This is a genomic window from Nocardia sp. NPDC127526 (assembly GCF_042672265.1).
Taxonomy (GTDB): domain Bacteria; phylum Actinomycetota; class Actinomycetes; order Mycobacteriales; family Mycobacteriaceae; genus Nocardia.
Genome location: NZ_JBHXVO010000039.1, coordinates 37,536 through 58,258 on the forward strand (window position 1 = coordinate 37,536; position 20,723 = coordinate 58,258).

At 69.7% G+C, this 20,723-nt stretch carries 9 protein-coding genes; 6 read left to right on the forward strand and 3 right to left on the reverse strand.

The genetic code is table 11. The annotated features are described in order from the left end of the window. Window positions 1-46 precede the first annotated feature (46 nt). The 4 genes from ACFVIV_RS35670 to ACFVIV_RS35685 all read left to right on the forward strand — a co-directional run bounded on the left by ACFVIV_RS35670 (window position 47) and on the right by ACFVIV_RS35685 (window position 17,366). Window positions 47-13,741 carry an amino acid adenylation domain-containing protein gene (locus tag ACFVIV_RS35670; protein WP_379204173.1) on the forward strand — a complete coding sequence of 4,565 codons (13,695 nt, stop codon included), beginning with the start codon at window positions 47-49 and terminating at the stop codon, window positions 13,739-13,741. Beyond that, window positions 13,738-14,730: an ATP-binding cassette domain-containing protein gene (locus ACFVIV_RS35675; RefSeq protein WP_379204175.1), complete on the forward strand. Its 993-nt coding sequence runs from the start codon at window positions 13,738-13,740 to the stop codon at window positions 14,728-14,730. Before ACFVIV_RS35670 ends, ACFVIV_RS35675 begins: the two co-directional genes overlap by 4 nt. Window positions 14,731-14,795: 65 nt before the next feature. After that, window positions 14,796-15,593, forward strand: a complete 798-nt coding sequence (locus ACFVIV_RS35680) for an ABC transporter permease (protein WP_379204195.1) — start codon at window positions 14,796-14,798, stop codon at window positions 15,591-15,593. A gap of 96 nt (window positions 15,594-15,689) precedes the next feature. Further along, window positions 15,690-17,366 carry an MAC/perforin domain-containing protein gene (locus tag ACFVIV_RS35685; RefSeq protein WP_379204177.1) on the forward strand — a complete coding sequence of 559 codons (1,677 nt, stop codon included), beginning with the start codon at window positions 15,690-15,692 and terminating at the stop codon, window positions 17,364-17,366. Between the two features lie 103 nt (window positions 17,367-17,469). Here the strand turns inward: ACFVIV_RS35685 and ACFVIV_RS35690 are convergent, their stop codons facing one another. Continuing rightward, window positions 17,470-17,805, reverse strand: coding sequence for an RNA polymerase-binding protein RbpA (locus ACFVIV_RS35690; protein WP_067538637.1), 336 nt, complete (start codon window positions 17,803-17,805; stop codon window positions 17,470-17,472). 187 nt (window positions 17,806-17,992) lie between these two features. On the opposite strand from ACFVIV_RS35690, the gene ACFVIV_RS35695 reads away from it, so the two are divergent. Beyond that, on the forward strand, window positions 17,993-18,313 hold the full coding sequence (locus ACFVIV_RS35695; protein WP_174566857.1) for a hypothetical protein: 321 nt from the start codon (window positions 17,993-17,995) through the stop codon (window positions 18,311-18,313). On the opposite strand, the gene ACFVIV_RS35700 is transcribed toward ACFVIV_RS35695, so the two are convergent. Together ACFVIV_RS35700 and ACFVIV_RS35705 are read right to left on the reverse strand one after the other, a co-directional pair. Beyond that, the gene (locus ACFVIV_RS35700; RefSeq protein ID WP_379204180.1) at window positions 18,264-19,286 is read right to left on the reverse strand and encodes a hypothetical protein; all 1,023 of its coding nucleotides are present in this window, start codon (window positions 19,284-19,286) and stop codon (window positions 18,264-18,266) included. The genes ACFVIV_RS35695 and ACFVIV_RS35700 overlap by 50 nt on opposite strands. Window positions 19,287-19,473: 187 nt before the next feature. Beyond that, window positions 19,474-20,061, reverse strand: coding sequence for a M23 family metallopeptidase (locus ACFVIV_RS35705; RefSeq protein WP_379204181.1), 588 nt, complete (start codon window positions 20,059-20,061; stop codon window positions 19,474-19,476). A gap of 273 nt (window positions 20,062-20,334) precedes the next feature. On the opposite strand from ACFVIV_RS35705, the gene ACFVIV_RS35710 reads away from it, so the two are divergent. After that, window positions 20,335-20,661, forward strand: a complete 327-nt coding sequence (locus ACFVIV_RS35710) for an ArsR/SmtB family transcription factor (protein ID WP_379204183.1) — start codon at window positions 20,335-20,337, stop codon at window positions 20,659-20,661. Window positions 20,662-20,723: the final 62 nt, after the last annotated feature.

The window sequence follows — 20,723 nt, forward strand, 5'->3', positions numbered from 1 at the left end:
TTGGGGCTCGGGGAGTTGCGTCAACAGCGGCAGAACGGAGTGATTGATGAGTTCATTGGCCACGGACCGTGTCGACCAATGTTCTTCGGGTGAATTTTCGGCTCAACCTTTCGCGCTCTCGCCCGCGCAATCGGCACTCTGGTACGCCCAACGCATCAGGCCCGACATTCCACTCACCATCGCGCAGTACGTGGAGATCCACGGTGATCTGGATGTCGGCCGATTGCTGTACGCCATCGAGCGTTTCGGCTCGGAGACCGAGGTCGGGCACGTCCGGCTGCTGGAGATCGACGGGGTGCCGCACCAGGTGGTGGATCCGACCTGGCGGCCCGGCTGGGCGCGCATCGACCTGCGCGGGGAACCGGATCCGCGGGCGGCGGCGCTGGCGTGGATGAACGATCACACCAGCTCGCCCATCGATATCGAGCACGATCCGCTCACCATCAATGTGGTACTGCGCACCGGGGATTCGGATTACATCTGGTACACGCGCGGCCATCACATCGTCATCGACGGCTACGGCGCCATGAACGCCACCACCCGCGCCGCCGAGATCTACACCGCGCTGGAGAACCAGACCGAGCCGGTGGTCTCCCGCGCCACGCCGCTGGCCACCATCTACGCCGAAGAGGGCCGCTACCAAGAGACCAGCCGCTGCCGCGCCGACGCCGAATACTGGCGCGAACAGCTCGAGGGCGCGGCCGAACCGCTGACGCTCTCCAGCGCCGGCGTCATCGGCTCCGGCTCCGACGCCGGCCGCCGCAGCGCCACCGCCGTCCTCGGCGAACAGATCGAGGCCGCCCTCGCCGCAGCCGGAACCACGTACGGTTCGAACACTCCCGCGCTGGTGGTGGCGGCCCTGGCCTGCTACGTCCGCGCGGTCACCGGCACTCAGGACGTGGTGCTGAGCCTGCCGGTCTCGGCCCGTACCACCGTGGCGCTGCGCCGTTCCGCGGGCGTGGTGTCGAATGTGGTGCCCATCCGCGTACGGTTCGGCGGCGCGGCCACCGTCGCCGACACCGTGCGCGCGGTGGAATTGCAGATCACCGGCGCCCTGCGCCATCAGCGCTACCGCAGCGACGACATCCGCCGCGACTGCGGCTACTCGCGCGACGCCCGCGGCTTCTTCGGGCCCATGGTCAATCTCATGCTGTTCCACAGCGAATTGAAGTTCGGCAGCCTGGTCGGCTCGCTCAATGTGCTCTCCACCGGCCCGGTCGAGGATCTGTCCATCAACCTCTACAACGGCGTCGGCAACCGCATCCACATCGACTTCGAGGCCAACCCGCGCCTGTACGGCGACGCCGAGCTGACCATGCACCACGGCCGCTTCCTCGATTTCCTGGACCGGTTCCTGCGCGCCTCCCCGCAGGACGCCGTGGGCGACCTGCCGGTGCTCACCGACCTGGAACGCGAACGCGTCCTGCACGAATGGAATTCGACCCAGGTGGCCCGCCAGGAGGGCACCCTGGCCGGCCTGTTCGCCGACCGCGCCGCCATGTGCCCCAGCCGCACCGCGCTGGACTTCGAGGGCCGCACCCTCACCTACGCCGCCTTCGACGAGCACGCCAATCGCCTGGCGCGCGAACTCATCGACCGCGGCGCCGGGCCGGATACCCTGATCGGCCTGGCGATTCGCCGCAGCCTGGATCTGCTCATCGGCATGTACGCCATCATCAAGGCGGGCGCGGCCTATCTGCCCATCGATCCCGACCACCCGGCCGACCGCATCGAGGCCATCCTCGACCAGGCCCGGCCGCTGTGCGTGCTCAGCACCACCCGCGACGAGGTCGAACTGCCTGCGGCGGCAGACAGATTCGATATCGACACCGCCGATCTGGCCGAGCGCTCGCGCCGTCCGGTCACCGACGCCGATCGCCGCGCCCCGCTGCGCGCCGACCACCTGGCCTACGTCATCTTCACCTCCGGCTCCACCGGCCGGCCCAAGGGCGTGGGCGTCACCCACGCCGCCATCGTCAACCGGCTGCGCTGGATGCAGCACGCCTACCCGCTCGACGGCGGGGATGTGGTGCTGCAGAAGACCCCCGCGACCTTCGACGTCTCGGTCTGGGAATTCTTCTGGCCCTTGCAGATCGGCGCCCGCCTGGTCATCGCCGCCCCCGACGGGCACCGCGATCCGGGCTACCTGGCCCGGATCATTGCCGAGAAGGGCGTCACCACCGCGCATTTCGTGCCGTCCATGCTCTCGGTGTTCCTCACCGACACCGATGTCACGGGCTGCACCGGCCTGTCGCGGGTGTTCTGCTCCGGCGAGGCGCTGCCCGCCGCCACCGTGGCCGAATTCCACGCCGCCCTCGGCACCGGCTCCGGCGCACCGCAACTGCACAACCTCTACGGCCCCACCGAGGCCGCCGTCGACGTCACCGCCTGGCACTGCGCGCCCGGCGCCACGGATGTGCCCATCGGCGCGCCCATTTGGAACACCCGCACCTATGTCCTCGACGCCCGGCTGCAACCCGTCGCGCCGGGTGTCGTGGGTGAGCTCTACCTCGCCGGCGTACAGCTGGCCCGCGGCTACCTCGGCCGCCCCGCCCTGACCGCCGACCGCTTCGTCGCCAACCCGTTCACCCCGGGCACCCGCATGTACCGCACCGGTGATCTGGTGCGCTGGCGCGGCGGCCGCGCCGGCGTGCTGGAATACCTGGGCCGCAGCGACTTCCAGGTCAAGATCCGCGGCCTGCGCATCGAACTCGGCGAGATCGAGAACGCCCTGCTGGCCGACAAGCGCGTCGCCCGCGCCGTCTGCGTGGCCCGCCGCGGCCGCGGCGGGGACGAGCTCATCGGCTACGCCGTCGCCGCCCCCGGCGCGGGCCCGCTCGACACCGCCGAACTCGCCGCCGGCCTGCGCCGCACCCTGCCCAGCTACATGGTCCCGGCCGCGCTCATGGTGCTCGACGAACTACCGCTGAGCGCCAATGGCAAGGTCGACCGCAAGGCCCTGCCCGATCCCGGCACGGCCGCGCGCCGCCCCGCCCGCCCTGCCGCCGGCCCGCGCACCGAGGCCGAGCGGCAGCTCACCGCGATCTTCGCCGAGGTGCTCGGCGTCGAGGAGATCGGCGTCGGCGACAGCTTCTTCGATCTCGGCGGCAATTCGCTGTCCGCGGCCCGCGCCATCGCCCGCGTCAATGCCGCCCTCGGCGTCGCGCTCACCATTCGCGACCTGTTCGAATCCACCACCGTGACGACCCTGGCCGCGCGGGTGGCCAACCCGCAGGCCGAGGCCGCGTCCCCGAAACTGGGTGCGGCGCAACGGCCCGCGCACGTACCGCTCTCGCTGGCCCAGCAGCGGCTGTGGATCCTCAACCGCTTCGCCGAGCACGCCGCCGCCTACAACATGCCCCTGGCGGTGGAACTGACCGGCCCCCTGGACATTCCGGCCCTGCGCGCCGGCCTGGTCGACGTGCTCGACCGGCACGAGAGCCTGCGCACCACCTTCCCGGACACCCCGCAGGGGCCGTGCCAGGTCGTGCACCCGGCCGCGGAGATCCCGCTCACCCTCGATCCCATCGACGCCACCGACGCCGACGTGCTCGCCCTGGCCGGTGAATTCGCCGGCTACGGTTTCGATCTGCGCAGCCAGGCCCCCATCCGGGTGGCGCTCTACGCCACCGCGCCCGATAAGCACGTCTTCCTGGTGGTGCTGCACCACATCAGCGGCGACGGCTGGTCCATCGCACCGCTGACCCGCGACATCATGGCCGCGGTCGCCGCCCGCGCCGAGGGCCGCGCCCCGCAGTGGACGCCACTGCCGGTGCAGTACGCGGACTTCGCGCTGTGGCAGCGCGAACTGCTCGGCGACGAAGCCGATCCCGCCAGCGCGCTGTCGCGGCAGCTGGCCTACTGGCGCGCCGCCCTGGCCGATCTGCCCGATCAGCTGGACCTGCCGCTGGACCGGCCCCGGCCGCGCCAGCGCTCCACCGACGGCGGCCGCGTCGAGTTCACCATTGCCGCCGACACCCGCCGCGCCCTGGCCGCGCTGGCGGCCGAACGCGGCGTCAGCACGTTCATGGTGCTGCACGCGGCACTCGCGGCCGTCCTTGCGCGCCTGTGCAATACGACCGATATCGCCATCGGCACCCCCATTGCCGGGCGCAGCGATCCGGACCTGGACGACCTGGTCGGCATGTTCGTCAACACCCTGGTGCTGCGCACCCGCGTGGATCCGGCCGCCGGCTTCGACCGCATGCTCGCCGAGGTCCGCGACACCGACCTCAATGCCTTCGCCAATGCCGACGTCCCCTTCGAGCGTCTCGTCGAGGTCGTCAACCCGGAGCGCTCCGCGGCGCGCCACCCGCTGTTCCAGGTCATGCTGTCCTACGACAGCAGTCCGGAACTGCGCGTGGATCTGCCCGGCGTGCATGCCCGGGTACTGCCCATGGCGGTCGACGTCGCCAAGTTCGACCTGCAGCTGACCGTGCACGAACCCGGTACCGCCGAGGACGCCGGGCTCACCGCCGAATTCGGTTATGCCGCCGACGTCTTCGACCACGCCACCGTCGAGGCCATTGCCCGCCGCTTCGGCGCGGTGCTGGCCGCCGCCGTCGCCGATCCGGCCGTCCCGGTGGGCGATCTGCCCATCCTGGACGCGCGCGAGACCGCCAAACTGGTGCCCATCATGGGCTCGCCCGCCGAGCCCGCCATCACCCTCGCTCGCCTGCTCACCGATACCGCCGAACGCGTGCCCGACCACGTGGCCGTGCGCTACCTCGGCCACGACACCAGCTACCGGGAACTCGACGAACGCTCGAATCGCCTGGCGCGCGTGCTCATCGAGCACGGCGCGGGCCCCGAGGTGGTCGTCGCGGTCGCCCTGCCGCGCAGCCTGGAATCCATCCTGGCCGTGTGGTCGGTCGCCAAGACCGGCGCGGCCTACGTGCCCATCGACCCGGACTACCCGGCCGACCGCATTGCCCACATGCTGTCCGACTCGGGCGCCATGCTCGGGCTCACCACCGCGGAATGCCGTGCGGACCTGCCGGATTGGCCCGGCAATCGGGGACGGCACCGCAAATCCTATGTCGACTGGCTGCTGGTGGGCTCCACCGAGCTCGCCGAGGAATGCGCGCAGTTCCCCGACACCCCGCTGACCGATGCCGACCGCCACCATCCGCTGCGCACCGCCGGACCGGCCTACCTCATCTACACCTCCGGCTCCACCGGCAAGCCCAAGGCCGTCGTCGTCACCAATGCCGGGCTGGCCTCGCTCGCGCACGAGCAGATGCATCTGTTCCACGTCACCGATTCCGCACGCACGCTGCACTTCTCGTCGCCGAGCTTCGACGCCTCGGTGCTCGAGCTGCTGCTCGGCTTCGCCGCGGGCGCCACCATCGTGGTCGCACCGGCCGGAATCTTCGGCGGCGCGGAACTGGCGGCCCTGCTGCGCGCGGAACGGGTCACCCACGCCTTCGTCACCCCCGCCGCCCTGGCCACCGTGCCCGCGGACGACCTGCCCGCGCTCGAGGCCGTCATCGTCGGCGGCGAAGCGTGCCCGGAGGACCTCGTCCGGATCTGGACCGATCCCGAATCCCGGCCCGCCCCGGCGGCTCCGCGCCGCATGCACAATATGTACGGCCCGTCCGAGGCCACCGTGGCCGCCACCGCCACCGGCCCCATGGCGGCCGGGCAGCCGGTGCCCATCGGCCTGCCCGTGCGCGGTATGCGGCTGTTCGTCCTCGACCCGCGCCTGCACCCGGTCCCGCCGGGCGTGGCGGGGGAGCTGTACCTGTCCGGTCCCGGCCTGGCCCGCGGCTACCTGGGCCGGAACGGGCTCACCGCGCAGGCCTTCCCGGCCAACCCGCACGGCCGACGCGGCGAACGCATGTACCGCACCGGGGATCTCGTGGTCGCCGACGGCACCGGACAGCTGCGCTTCCTGGGCCGCGCCGACGATCAGATCAAGATCCGCGGCTTCCGCATCGAACTGCGCGAGATCGACCATGTGCTGGCCTCCCATCCAGGAGTCACCCGCGCCCTCACCATCGTCCACAATGACGAGCGCGGAATCCCGCGCCTGGTCACCTATCTCACCGCCGACGCCGAGCTCGACATGGCCGCGGTGCTCGACACCGCGCGCGGTCGCCTGCCCGGCTATATGGTGCCCTCGGCGCTGACCGTGCTGGAGCAGCTGCCGCTCGGCCCGACCGGCAAACTGGACCTGAAGGCCCTGCCCGCACCGGATTTCGTGGCCGTCGCCCCCTCGCGCGCCCCCGAAACCGAATTGGAGCAGCAGGTCGCGCAGGTCTTCGGCGCCGTGCTCGGCACACCCGTGCACGGCGCGGAGGACAACTTCTTCGAAATCGGCGGCAACTCCCTGCTCGCCACCCGCCTCACCGCCGCCCTGCACGGGGAATTCGGGGTGGAGCTGCCGGTGCGCGCCATCTTCGAGGCGCCCACCGTGGCCGGGGTGGCCGCGCGGCTGGCGGAAGCGCCCCGGACGCAGCGGGCGGCGCTGGCTGTGCATGCCCCGCGTCCGGAACGCATCCCACTGTCGCTGCCGCAGCAGCGCCTGTGGTTCCTCAATAGATATTCTCCCGAATCCAGCGCCTACAACATTGCTTTCGTGCTTCGGATCGACGGCGATCCGGATGTCACGGCCCTGCAGGCCGCCCTCGCCGACGTGGTGGAGCGCCACGAGGTGCTGCGCACCGTCTTCCCCGAGGACGCGCACGGCGCCCGGCAGGAAGTCCTGGAGACCGCCCGCTGCCTGCCGGTGCTGGAGGCCGTGGAAACCGACGACGTCGGCGCCCGCACCACACTGCGCTCGCTGGCCCGGCGCGGCTTCGACCTGACCCGCGACATCCCGCTGCGAATGACCTTGCTGCGCACCGGGAACCGGCGGCATCAGCTCGGCATCGTGCTGCACCACATTGCCGCCGACGGCTGGTCGCTCGGCCCGCTCACCCGCGATCTGGCCGTCGCCTACGCCGCCCGCCTCGGCGGGGCGGTGCCGGCCTGGACGCCGCTGCCGGTGCAGTACGCCGACTTCAGCCTGTGGCAGCGCGAAATCCTGGGCCAGGAAACCGATCCGGGCAGCACCGCCGCCACCCAGCTCGCCTACTGGCGGCACGCCCTGGCGGATCTGCCCGAGGAAATGCCGCTGCCCTACGACCGGCCCCGCCCGGCCGAACCCACCCAGCGCGCCGGCGCCGTCCGCTTCGAGGTGCCGGAAGAATTGCAGCGCAAGCTCGACGACATCGGCCGCGCCCACGGCGTCAGCCTGTTCATGATGCTGCGCTCCACCCTGGCCGTGCTGCTGCGGGTGGTCACCGGCGGGCGTGACATTGTCATCGGCACCCCGGTCGCCGGTCGCAGCGACACCCGCCTCGACGAACTGGTCGGCATGTTCGTCAATACCCTGGTGCTGCGCTCGGACGTGGATCCGGACCGCAGCTTCGCCGAACTGCTGCAGGCCGACCGCGATACCGAACTCGCCGCCATGGCCAATGCCGAGGTGCCGTTCGAACGCATCGTGGAGGAATTCGGCAGCGGCAGCGGCGGATTACGGCCCACCCTGCAGGTGGCGCTCACCGTGCAGGACACCCCGCTGCCCGCGCTGCAACTGCCCGGCTTGGCCCTGCAGGCCGAGGAACTCGATATCGCGCTCGCCAAGTTCGATCTGGAACTGCGGGTACTGCCCGCCGACCGCAATGCCCCGGCCGCGGAGGCCGGCGATCGGGTCTTCGAATTCGTCTACGCCGCCGAACTGTTCGACCAGGACACGGTGCAGACCCTGGCCGAGCGCCTCGTGCAGGTCTTCGAGGCGGTCACCGCCGATCCGCGGGTCCGCATCCGCGATATCGACGCCCGCACCGAGCTCGAACGCGAATTGCTCACCCCCGCCTGGGGTCCCGCGCCGGAACCCCAGTGCAGCCTGGCCGCCTACTTCGCCGCCACCGCGCACCTCAACCCGGACCGGATCTTCCTGCGCTCCGGCGATACCGAACTCAGCTACGAGAACGCCGACGTGTACTCGAATCGCCTGGCGCGCGCCCTCATCGCCCGCGGTCTGGGCCCGGGCGACCGGATCGCGCTGGGCCTGACCCGTTCGGTGGAATCGGTGCTCGCCATGCTGGCCGTGGCCAAGTCCGGCGCGGCATTCGTCCCGGTCGACCCCAACTATCCGGCCGATCGGGTGCGGCACATGCTGGCCGACTCCGGCTGCCGGGTCGGGGTGAGCATGAGCGACTCCGTGGACCGGCTCTACACCGCCGCCGGCGATCACATCATCGAATGGCTGGCGCTGGACAATCCGGCCCTGCTCGACGAATTGGAGATCCTCGACGAGGGCCCGATCACCGATGCCGACCGCACCGCCACCCTGTGGACCGCGGACCTGGCCTACGTGATCTACACCTCCGGCTCCACCGGCCGACCCAAGGGCGTGGCCGTCACCCACGGCGGCCTGTCCAACTTCGCCGACGAACTGCGCGACCGCATGCGGGTGGACCGGGAATCGGTCACCATGCACTTCTCCTCGCCGAGCTTCGACGCGGCGCTGTTCGATCTGCTGCTCGCCGTCGGCTCCGGGGCCACCATGGTCATCGTCCCGCCCGATATCTACGGCGGCGACGAACTGGCCGCGCTCATAGAGGCCGAGCAGGTCACCCACACCTTCATGACCCCCGCCGCGCTGGCCACCATCGACCGGGACAGCTGGGCGCTGCCGCACCTGCGCGCCATCATGGTCGGCGGTGAGGCCTGCGGGCCGGAACTGGTGGCGCGCTGGGCGCCCGGCCGCACCATGTTCAACGGGTACGGGCCCACCGAGACCACGGTGGTCATCACCATCGCCGCGCTCACACCGGGACAGCCGGTCACCATCGGCACCCTGGTCCGCGGTGCGCGGGCGCTGGTCCTCGACGAACGGCTCCGGCCGGTCCCGGTCGGCGTCCCCGGCGAGCTGTACGTCGGCGGACAGGGCACGGCGCGAGGCTATTTCGATCGCCTCAGTCTCACCGCGGCCCGGTTCGTGGCCGACCCGTACGGTCCCGAGGGCGCGCGCATGTACCGCACCGGCGATGTGGTGCGCTGGACCGCCGATGGCGAACTGGTGTACCTGGGCCGCAGCGACCATCAGGTCAAGGTGCGCGGCTTCCGCATCGAACTCGGCGAGATCGACGCCGTGCTCACCACCCATCCGGCGATCCGGTTCGCGCACACCGAGGTTCGCGAGATCGCCGGCACCCCGCGCATCGTGTCCTATGTGCAGCTCGGCGGCGTCGAGCAGCACGGCATGGTGGGGGAGGCGGCCGCGGTCGCCTTCGATCCCGAAGAGCTGCGGGCGCACTGCGCGCAACGCCTGCCCGCCCATATGGTTCCGGGCAGTTTCACCCTGCTCGACCACATCCCGCTCACCCCGGTCGGCAAACTCGACCGCGACGCGCTGCCGCAACCCCAGGCCGTCGTCGCGGTGGTCTCCCGCGATCCGGAGACCGAGACCGAACGCCTGGTCGCCGAGGTCATGGGCGATCTGGTCGGGGCCGAAGCCCTCGGCGCGGACGACAGCTTCTTCGAGGTCGGCGGAAACTCGCTGCTGGCAACGCAATTGGTGGCGCGCCTGGCGGCCGCCACCGGCGTCCGCCTGGAGGTGCGGGCGGTGTTCGCCGCGCCCACCGTGGCCGGACTCGCCGCCGCGCTGGACACCGGCACCAGCTCGGCCGAACTGCGGCCGGAGCCGCGTCGCCGCACCCGCCCGCAACGCATTCCGCTGTCGGCGGCCCAGCGCCGGCTGTGGTTCCTGGAGAAGTTCAATGCCTCCGGTGATCCCGGAGAAGCCTTGGGCGCCTACAATATTCCGGTCGCACTGCGGCTCACCGGGCAGCTCGACGTCGCAGCCCTGCGCGCCGCGCTGCACGCCGTGCAGGCCCGGCACGAAACGCTGCGCACCGTGTTCCCCGAGATCGACGGCGAGCCCTGCCAGCACGTGCTCGATCCGAGCGACGCCGCGGCCTCGCTGCCGTTGCGCACCGTCAGCGCCGCCGATGTGAACATCGAAATCCGCCGACTCGCCTCGGCCGCTTTCGATCTCAGCTCGATGGCCCCGCTGCGCGCCGCGCTGCTGCGCGTCACCGGCGCCGCCGACGACGAGCACATCCTCGTCATGGTGGTGCACCACATCGCCATGGACGGCTGGTCGCTGCAACCCCTCGCTGCCGATGTCGCCGCCGCCTACCGCGCCCACACCGGCGGGGAAGCGCCGCAGTGGCCCGAATTGCCCATCCAGTACGCCGATTACACGATGTGGCAGCAGGATGTGCTGGGGCGCGAGGACGATCCGGAATCGGTCATCAGCCGCCAGCTGGACTACTGGCGGCGCGCCCTCGACGGCATTCCGGAACTGCTCGCCGTGCCCGCCGACCGGCCGCGCCCGCCGGTGCCCAGCTATCGCGGCGGCATCGTCGAATGCGATATCGACTCCTTCACCCACCGTGAACTGCGGGTGCTGGCGGCCGAACACGGCGTCACCATGTTCATGGTGCTGCACGCGGCCCTGGTCGCGCTGCTGCACCGGCTCACCGCCAGCGACGATGTCACGGTCGGCACGCCCATCGCCGGGCGCGGCCATCCGGCGCTCGACCGGATGGTCGGCATGTTCGTCGGAACCCTGGTGCTGCGCACCGAGATCGAGAGCGGGGCCGCCTTCGGCGATCTGCTGCGCACGGTGCGCGACACCGATCTGGAAGCCTTCGCCCACGCCGACGTCCCGTTCGAACGCCTGGTGGAGGTGCTCAATCCGGTGCGCTCGCAGGCGCATCACCCCATGTTCCAGGTCATGCTGTCGGTGCAGAACCAACCGCTGCGGGTACTCGAACTGCCGGGCCTGCGCATCGAAGCCGACGACGCCGACCCGGGCATCGCCAAATTCGATCTGCAGTTCACGCTGACCGAATCCTGGACGCGCAACCGCGAACCCGACGGCATCACGGTGGCCGTCAACTACGCCGCCGACCTGTTCGACGAGGCGACGGCGCAGAAGCTGGCCCGGCGCTTCGTGCGGCTGCTCGGGGCCGCGGCCGCCAATCCGGCCACGGCCGTGGGTGATCTGGAACTCCTGGACTCCGCCGAATGGTCGGCCCTGGCGCCTGTCCGCGGCGCGGAGGCCGGGCTGCCCATCACCTTCCCGGAGGTGTTCGAGGCCGCCGCCAACCTCAACCGCCAAGCCGTGGCGGTGCGGGCGGCGGGCACCCAGATCTCCTACGACGCCCTCGACCGCTGGACCAACCGGCTCGCCCGGGTCCTCATCGGCTACGGCGTCGGCCCGGAAACCCTGGTCGCCATGGGTATTCCGCGCTCGGCCGAATCGGTGGCCGTCATGCTGGCCATCGCCAAGGCCGGCGCGGCGTTCGTGCCCATCGACCCCACCTACCCGGAACAGCGCATCAGCCACATGCTGCTGGATTCCGGTGCGGCCGTGGGCATCACCTTGTCCGCGCACCGCGAGCGCATGCCCGACGGGGCCAACTGGACCGTCCTGGACGCACCGTCGTTCCGGCGGCGGGTGCTCACCACCTCCGACGCGCCCATCACCGACGCCGAGCGCATCGCGCCGCTGCGCATGGACAACCCGGCCTACGTCATCTACACCTCCGGGTCCACCGGCATCCCCAAGGGCGTGGTCGTCACCCACGGCGGCCTGTCCAACTTCGCCGCCGAAACCGCGCAGCGCTTCGACGTCGGACCCGGCTGCCGCGTACTGCACTTCGCCACACCGAGTTTCGACGCCGCCATGCTCGACCTGCTCTTCGCGCTCGGCGGCGCCGCCACCCTCGTCATCACCCCGCCCGGGGTCGTCGGCGGCGCGGAACTCGGGCAGGTGTTCATCGAAGAAGGCATCACCCACGCCTTCATCACCACCGCCGCGCTCGGCACCGTCGACCCGACCGGGGTCACCGCGCTGCGGCACATACTCGTCGGCGGTGAGGCGCTGCCGCCGGACCTGGTCACCCGCTGGGCGCCGGGCCGCAGGTTCTACAACGTGTACGGGCCCACCGAGACCACCATCGTCACGGTGATCTCGCAGCCCATGACACCGGGCTGCCACATCACCATCGGCGGGCCCATCCGCGGGGTCGGCGCGTCCGTTCTGGACGGCCGTCTGCACCCGACCCCGGCCGGGGTCACCGGCGAACTGCATCTGGCCGGTGCGGCTCTGGCGCGCGGCTATCTGCGGCGGCCCGGGCTCACCGCCCAGAAGTTCGTGGCCAATCCGTTCGGCAAGCCCGGCGAACGCATGTACCGCACCGGCGATCTGGTGCGGTGGGTGGAGAAGTACGGCCGCACCAGGGATCTGGAATACGTGGGCCGCACCGACCATCAGGTCAAGATCCGCGGCTTCCGCATCGAACTCGGCGAGATCGACGCGGCGCTGGCCAAACACCCGTCGGTGGAGTTCGCCACCACCATCGGCCATCGCACCCCCGCCGGATCGACCGCCCTGGTGTCGTATGTGAAGCCGCGCAACGGCACCGCGCCCACCCCGCTCCAGCTGACCACGCACGTCGCCCAGCTGGTGCCCAATTACATGGTCCCGCAATCGATCATGCTCCTGGATCGGGTGCCGCTCTCGCCGGTCGGCAAGGTGGACCGCAAGGCGCTGCCCGAACCGGTCTTCGCCGCCCGCGAGGGCTACCGGGCGCCGTCCGGGCCCATCGAGGAGGCGCTGTGCCGGGCCTTCGCCGATGTGCTCGGCGTCGAACAGGTCGGCGCGGACGACGGGTTCTTCGAACTCGGCGGCAACTCGCTGCTCGCCACCAAGGTGGTCGCGCACGTGCGCGCCGAGGGCATCGACGTGCCCGTGCAGGCCATGTTCGGCGAATCCACCCCGGCCGCCATCGCCCGCCGGCTCGCCGACGTGCACGGCGACGCCGACGCCGCCCTGGCCGCGGCGCTGGGACCGGTGCTGCCGCTGCGGCCCATCCACGAACCCGGGGTGCCGCCGCTGTTCTGCATCCACCCGGCCATCGGACTGTCCTGGTGCTTCGCCGGACTGCTGGCCCAGCTGCCGCCCGAGCAGCCGGTCTACGGTCTGCAGGCCCCGCACGTGCACGGGGAGGAAGGCCACCGCTCCATTGCCGAAGCCGCGAAATACTATGTGGCGCATATGAAATCGGTGCAGCCGGAAGGGCCGTACCATGTGCTGGGCTGGTCGCTGGGCGGTCTCATCGCCCACGAGGTCGCCGTGCAGTTGCAGGAGGGCGGCGACGAGGTGGCGCTGCTCGCGCTCATGGACAGCTTCCGGCTCTCCGACGAATGGCTCGACCGCGCCCGCCCCGGAATCGCCGATATCATCGGCGAATTCGGCAGCGACCTGCTCGGCGACGCCGCCGATATCGACCCGCGCATCAACCTGCACGAAGCGGTGGAGCTGCTGCGCAACCGGCCCGGCGCGTTCGCGGCGCTCACCACCGAGCACCTCGAACGCATCTACAGCGGGTTCATCGACGGCGCCATGCTCGCCAATGCCTTCCACCCGCGCGTCTTCGACGGCGATCTGCTGTTCTTCACCGCCGCCGAGGACGAGGTCAACCGCGCCGATCCGGAGCGCTGCGCCGCCGCCTGGGAACCGCACGTCACCGGCGTCGTGCACGATCAGCTGGTGCGCTGCCGGCACTCGGGAATGACCACGCCCGAATCGCTGTCGGTCATCGGCCCGGTACTGCGAGAGTTCCTGCGGCACAGCGCCGACGGGGCCGTCCGCGCCGAGCGGGAGGACGCCCGATGAGCCTCGCGGTGGAAGTCCTGGGACTGGTCAAGTACTACGGCAAGGTGCGCGTGCTGGACGGCATCGACCTGGAGATCCCGTCCGGCACCGTCATGGGGCTGCTCGGCCCCAATGGGGCGGGCAAGACCACCACGGTCCGCATTGTCACCACCCTGCTACGCCCGAGCGCGGGCGAGGTCCGCATCGCGGGCGTCGACGTGCTCGAGAACCCGGCGCGCGCCCGCACCCGCCTCGGCCTGTCCGGGCAGTACGCGGCCATCGACGCCAACCTGACCGGATTCGAGAACCTGCGCATGGTGGCCCGGCTCTACGGCATGACCCACAAACGCGCCGCCGACCGCGCCACCGAACTGCTCACCGCCCTCGGCCTCGACCACGCCGCCGGGCGGCGCGCCGGCACCTACTCCGGCGGCATGGCCCGGCGCCTGGACCTGGCGGGCGCCCTGGTGTGCCGCCCGCCGGTGGTGGTGCTCGACGAACCGACCACCGGCCTCGACCCGCGCGGACGGCTCGATATGTGGCGGGTCATCGGCGAACTCGTCGACGACGGCACCACCGTCCTGCTCACCACCCAGTACCTCGAGGAGGCCGACCTCCTCGCCGACCGCATCACCGTCATCGACCGCGGCCGCGTCATCGCGCGCGGCTCCGCCGACGAGCTCAAGACCTCCATCGGCGGCGACAAACTCACCGTCACCCTCGCCGCCGGGCAGGATCCGAAACCCGCCATGCGGGTGCTCTCCGGGGTCGGCATCGGCGAACCGGCCCACGATCCGGGCGCGGACACGGTGACCGTCGTGGTCGGCGACTCCACCCGCACCATGGTCGAGGCCCTGCGCCGGCTCGACGACGCCGGCGTCTGCGTGGTCGACGCCTCGGTGCACCGCCCCAGCCTCGACGACGTATTCCTTTCTCTCACCGGCAAATCCGCCGACCGCAAGTTACGCGCCCGCACCACCGACACCGTGCAAGAGGAGATCCTGTCGTGACGACCCTGACCGCCGACCCCGCGGCCAGACCGGCCGAGCCCGGGCGCACCCGCGCCCCGGCTCCCATCCTGTTCCCCCGCGTCTTCCGCGACAGCGCCATTGTCGCCTACCGCAACCTGCTCACCATCCTGCGCGTCCCCACCCTCCTGGTGACCGCCACCATCCAGCCGCTCATGTTCGTCTTCCTGTTCGCCTACATCTTCGGCGCCTCCCTGGGCGGCAGCCAGTACCGCGAATTCCTGCTGGCCGGAATCTTCACCCAGACGGTCGCTTTCAACGCCGCCTTCACCACCGTCGGCCTGGCCAACGACCTGCACAAGGGCATCATCGACCGCATGCGCACCCTGCCCATGTCCCGCCTGGCGGTTCTCATGGGCCGCACCCTGTCCGACCTGGTCGTGAACATCCTCGCCCTGGCCGTCATGGTCGGCTGCGGCTACGTGGTCGGCTGGCGCATCAACGGCGGAATCGCCGACGCCGCACTCGCTTTCGGCGTCATCCTGCTCTTCGCCTTCGCCATGTCCTGGGTAGGCGCCATCACCGGCCTCATGTCGCCGAGCGTGGAAGTGGCCCAAAGCGCCGGCCTCATCTGGCTTTTCCCCCTGACCTTCATCTCCTCGGCCTTCATCTCCGCCGAAACCCTCCCCGGCCCCCTGCGCGCCATCGCGGAATGGAACCCCATCACCGCCGTATCCGCCGCAGGCCGCAAGCTATTCGACAACGGCTCACCCCCGACCTTCACCCCCGCCCAAGGCTGGCCCGCCGATCACTGCGTCGAATACGCGATCATGTGCTCGGTGGGGATCCTGCTCATCGCCATGCCCCTGGCGCTGCTGCAATACCGCAAGGTCGCCAGTCACTGAGACGCGAATACTGTGCGGCAGCGGCCATTCCGGCCGCTGCCGCTGTCGTATCGGCTAGCATGATCGTGGGGTCCGGCGGTAAAAGGAAATACCGCCATGCAGTTGATACCCGGAGCCAGCGCCATCGGGCGTGGTTTCAATATCCTCGGTACCTACAGCAGCCGCTCACTCATGCCGCAAATCGTCGATCTAGGAAGTGACAACCGGCTTTTCGAATATCCACCCACCGGATTGATCTACGCGGTCCCGGAGAACAGCTATCCGGTCGAGTCCACCCACACCACCGGATCGTCCTACGTCTACAAGACGGTCGAGGCTTTCCAGTCGCACTTCGCGACCAAGGCGCAGGTATCGGCGTCCTATGGCGCGTTCAGCGGGCAATTCAATCTCGCCTACGGCAATACGGTCAACACCGATCAGTCTTACTACTACTGCGGTTACGAATCCGACTTCACCGCATGGGAACTGAATCTCAACAGCACCTCGCAACGGTGGCTGTCCCCGGATTTCGTGGAAGACCCCGACGTCCAGAATCTGCCGACCACCTTCACCCCGCAGAATCAAGAGCGATTCTTCGCGGTATTCCGCAAGTGGGGAACCCATCTGGTCACCCAGGTCATCGTCGGCGGCAGCCTCGACTACTACGAGGCGGTGCAGACGTCGTACTCCTCGGATCTCACGAAGATCAACTACAATGTCCAGCTCGAGTATCAGGCCGTATTCACCTCCAGCAAAGCCGAATCCCAGACCGAATGGGAACAGCTCACCAAGACCTGGGCCGACAGCCGCCAGGTCACCGTGAGCGCCACCGGCGGCGACAATTCCGTGCTCAATGCCCTCAACCCCGGCTACGGCGACTCCGATGTCGGCATCTTCGACAAGTGGTCCTCGGCGGTCATGACGAACCCGGCGGTCATCGAATTCACCCTCAAGCCACTGACCCAGGTGTTCTCCGGCGACCAGGCCGCCGCGGTCTCGCTCGCACTCGAGGCCTACACCAACGGGGCCATCCTGGCCTACGCCGACACCGATTACACGCCCAATGGCGCGCCGGGCGGCGGCCAGGTCAGCACCTCGTGGGGCATCATCGCCAATGGCGATGTGGCCGTGCCGAATCCGGCAGTGAACCCGCCGGCGCCGACAGTGGTCTCGCCGGGCGTGGTCGCCCCCGTCGGCGGCTATCAGATCGCACTGTTCGATCCGCTCACCTTCGAACAGCTGATGGTGCATCTGTACTACCAGACCTACCAGCCCAATTCGCTGACCCCCGACCCGTCCATCTACCAGGCGATGATGACCGACCTCAACGCCGTCACACAGAAGGGCTACATCGCGGCCGTCAGCGGCTTCGCCATCGACCTGCTGAACTACCCCTCGCAGGACTTCCAGCACTGGCTGCTCGGCATCGGCGCGACCATGCAGGGCTGGAAGAAGTTCGTCGGCTATCCGGACAAGGGCGGCTCGGCCTGCTACATCGTCCTCGGTCGCCAGGGCGCGGCCCCGGGCATGGCGCTGGAACTGCTGAAAGCCGTGTATTCCCCAAGTGATTGGCTCTCTGATCCGTGGGCGTTCACCATGGATGTCTCCGGCGTCGGCCTCACCTACGGCCGCACCGCGAATACCGTGACCTCCCACCAGATCGTCGGCGCACTACCGCCGGTCCAGGGCAACACCACACCGGACAACGGCAAACCCGGCCACGGAAAACCGGGTCACGGCAAGCCCGGCGGTGATCGGCCCGGGCATGGACGCGATCACCATGGGCGCGGCTGACCCGCGATACCGGGGCCGAGTCCGCGCGTAGGCCGGACTGTCCGGGGCGGACAGCAAAAGGTCCCCCCACACCCGGGTGTGGGGGGACCTTCGTTCTTCGCTGTTACCCGCGGCGGCGGTTCTTCAGCAGTTCCATCCGCTCCTGGAGCAGCTCCTCCAGCTCCTCCTTGGAGCGGCGCTCGAGCAGCATGTCCCAGTGGGTGCGCGGGGGCTTGACCTTCTTGGGCTCCTGGGTGGTGCCCTCGATCAGCACGCCCTCCTGGCCGTTGCGGCACAGCCAGGTCGGGGGAATCTCGGCGTCATCGGCGAAGGGGACGTCGAATTCCTCGCCATTGTCCGTCCGGTACCGCGCCACCCGACGCGGCGCCAGGTCGTGGTCGCGGTCGGTCTCGTAGCTCACCGCTCCGAGCCGACTGCCCCGGAGTACGCGATCTGCCATGAGTGCGGTCCCTTCTCGCCTGTCGGCAACGTCTAGTTCAGTTCAGCGCTTCCGTGTTCATCAACGCTCGAGCGCAAGCTGTGGTTCCCGTGGGGAGAACCCCGCCATTCTACCGGCTGGTCGTGAATGCCCTCGTCCGGCGTGCCCCGCCCCCGCGGACGCCGCAAAACCGCTAAGGTCAGCGGTCATGTCGCGACGCCAGTCCTGCATGTGGTGTGGGAGGGAGATCACCGAATCCGAGATGGGGCGTCGCCGACGATATTGCCGGCAATCCTGTCGCCAGCGCGCCTACGAGCATCGAAACAGCGTGAAGGGCACCGGTATTCCCGAGGACTCGGTGGTGCTGTCCGCGCAGGAGGTGGCCGATCTGTCCGATCGCTGGTTCGCGGCCCGCTGCGCGGCCGAGGACGTGGCCACGGCGGTCGCTGAGGGGGCGGATTCCATCGAGCTCGCCGATCTCACCGCGATATTGGTGAAGCTGGCACGCGACGCGGAACGGCTGCGCTGAACACCGCCGCGGTGCGGTCGCGGCGGGCGTAGACCAGGCCGATACCGGCGGCGGTCAGGGCGGTGAGCAGGCCCAGGGCGGCCAGGGTCAGGCCGTCCGGTGCGGTCACGGGCTGCCCGCGCAGCGCCTGCCACAGCAGGATGCCCATCAGCCCGGCAATGCCGAAGGCCAGGACGCCGATCAGGTTCGCGCGGGTGCGTTCACTGCGCAGCCACGGCACCTGGGGCGCGAACTTGGCCAGCAGGATCGCGGCGACGATGAGCAGCTGAATCCCGTGAATGCCGACGAAATGGGAGATGCGGATGTCGCCGCCCGCGGTGCTCCAGTGCGTGACCGGCATCCCGTCGACACCGTCGCGCACCGTGGGCTGTCCTTCCATGACGGTGTGCCCGGCGGACAGGCTCACCGGATTGCCGGCGGCATCGGTGACCTCCTGTTTGCCGGTGCCCGGCACCACGGCGTAGCCCAGCGCCATGGTCGCCACCGCGATGCCCAGCCCGGCCTTGATGGCGCGGGTGGTGGGCAGATCGGTGACCCGCTGCCACGAAAGGATCACGGCGATCACGAGATTCGCGCCGAACAGCCCCAGCACCCCGGACGCGAAGACCATCTGCCCGATGCTGTTGACCGAATCGGTCTGCTTATTGAAGTGGCTGAAGGTGCCGCGCGCCGCCTGTACCGTGACGAATCCGACGTCCACGATGGCGGTGAGCGCGAACAGCGTCCCCATCCACCTGGTGACGCGCTGCCCGCGATGCGGGAACGACAACAGCCAGGCGAGCGTGCCGGTGTACAGCGCCATGGCGATGGCGAACTTGAGCGGTTTGAGCCACACCGATTCCTGCAGCAGCAGGCGATCGTCGATTGCCATGGCGCACAGGGAGAACAGGGCCAGCGCCGTCATGACGGCCGTGGTGGCGAGCAGCGGGCGATGCAGCCGGCGGGCGGCGGGAACCGGGGGAGCGGTGGTCATGATCGCGACGCTATGACCGGGCGGCGATACGCCACGTCCCCCGGCGGTGGGGTTCGCACGTAGTACTCGGGTATGAGCCGAGCCTCGCGCGCTACCCGGGTCCGGGGGACGTGCGGTTGTTCAGTTGATCGGCGCCGCGCCCCGGGAACCCCTCATCGATTCCCGGTGTGCGGCAAGAGAACCGGTGTCAGTCGACGGGCGCGCCGACATCGACGCCACGACCGGCCAGCCACGGCATCGGGTCGATGGGGCCGCCCTCGGTGTGCACCTCGTAGTGCAGGTGCGGGCCGGTGGAGTAGCCGCGGCTGCCCACGGTGGCGATGTGATCGCCCGCGCGCACCTGCTGGCCGACCTGCACCAGGATGTCCTGCATGTGGCCGTAGACGCCGATGGTGCCGTCGTCCTGCTGCACGCGCACCCACAGGCCGAAGCCCGAGGCCGGACCGGCCTCGATGACGGTACCGTCGGTGGCGGCCAGAATCGGGGCTCCGAAGCCGTCGGCGAAGTCCAGGCCGGCGTGCATGGCGCCCCAGCGCATGCCGAAGCCGGAGCTGAGCGGTCCGGCGACCGGGCGCACGGTCTTGGGGCGGGCCTGCTCGAGCTGCAGGCCATTGAGGAAGTTCAGCACCTCCGGCGGCACGATCTGCGGGATCTGCGCTTCCGGCGGGGTGAAGGCGACGGGCAGGGCCTGGGCGGCCTGGGTGACGAGCTGGTCCGTCGGAGCCCCGGCGGCGCGCTGATCGGCGGCGGCGAGCACGCTCAGGGAGGCGCTCACGACGGCGGTAACGGCCACGGCACGGGTAGCGGCCGTTCGATACCGACCCCCGGCCTTGAGGCTGCGAGATAACGGAACGGTTACGGGCATGCACCGAATGTATGGGAGCGTGATGGTCGTTTCGAAACCCTGTTGTTACCGTCACAGCGGTACAAAAGCCCAGGTCGAGTATTACGGCTAGATAACGACACGCCGGTAATTTCAGGATGACCTTGGGAAATGCTGAGAATCCTTGTATTGACCGACATGCCGGTCCAAGAGCATACTATTTAAGTGCCCACTAACGGAGTGAAAGTGCTGAGCGCACTCGCCGACCCCACCCGCCGGGCCGTTTTCGAGGCCTTACCCCAAGGCTCCAGGTCAGTGGGGGATTTGGCGGCCGCGGTGGGCGTGAGCAGCTCGGCGGTCTCGCAACATCTGAAGGTCTTGCGGGAGGCCAAGCTCGTCATGGTGCAACCGGCAGGCAACCACCGCCTCTACTCCCTGGACCCGCGTGGCCTCGCCGATGCACGCGACTATCTCGAACAGTTCTGGCCCAGCGCCATCGCCGCCTACTCAGCCGCCCTGTCCAGCGCCCGCGCCGATCTCGCGGATATGTAAGGAGAGCCATCCACCCCGAATCAGCATCCCTGTAATCGGGGTCAAGGGGCGGAGCCCCTTGT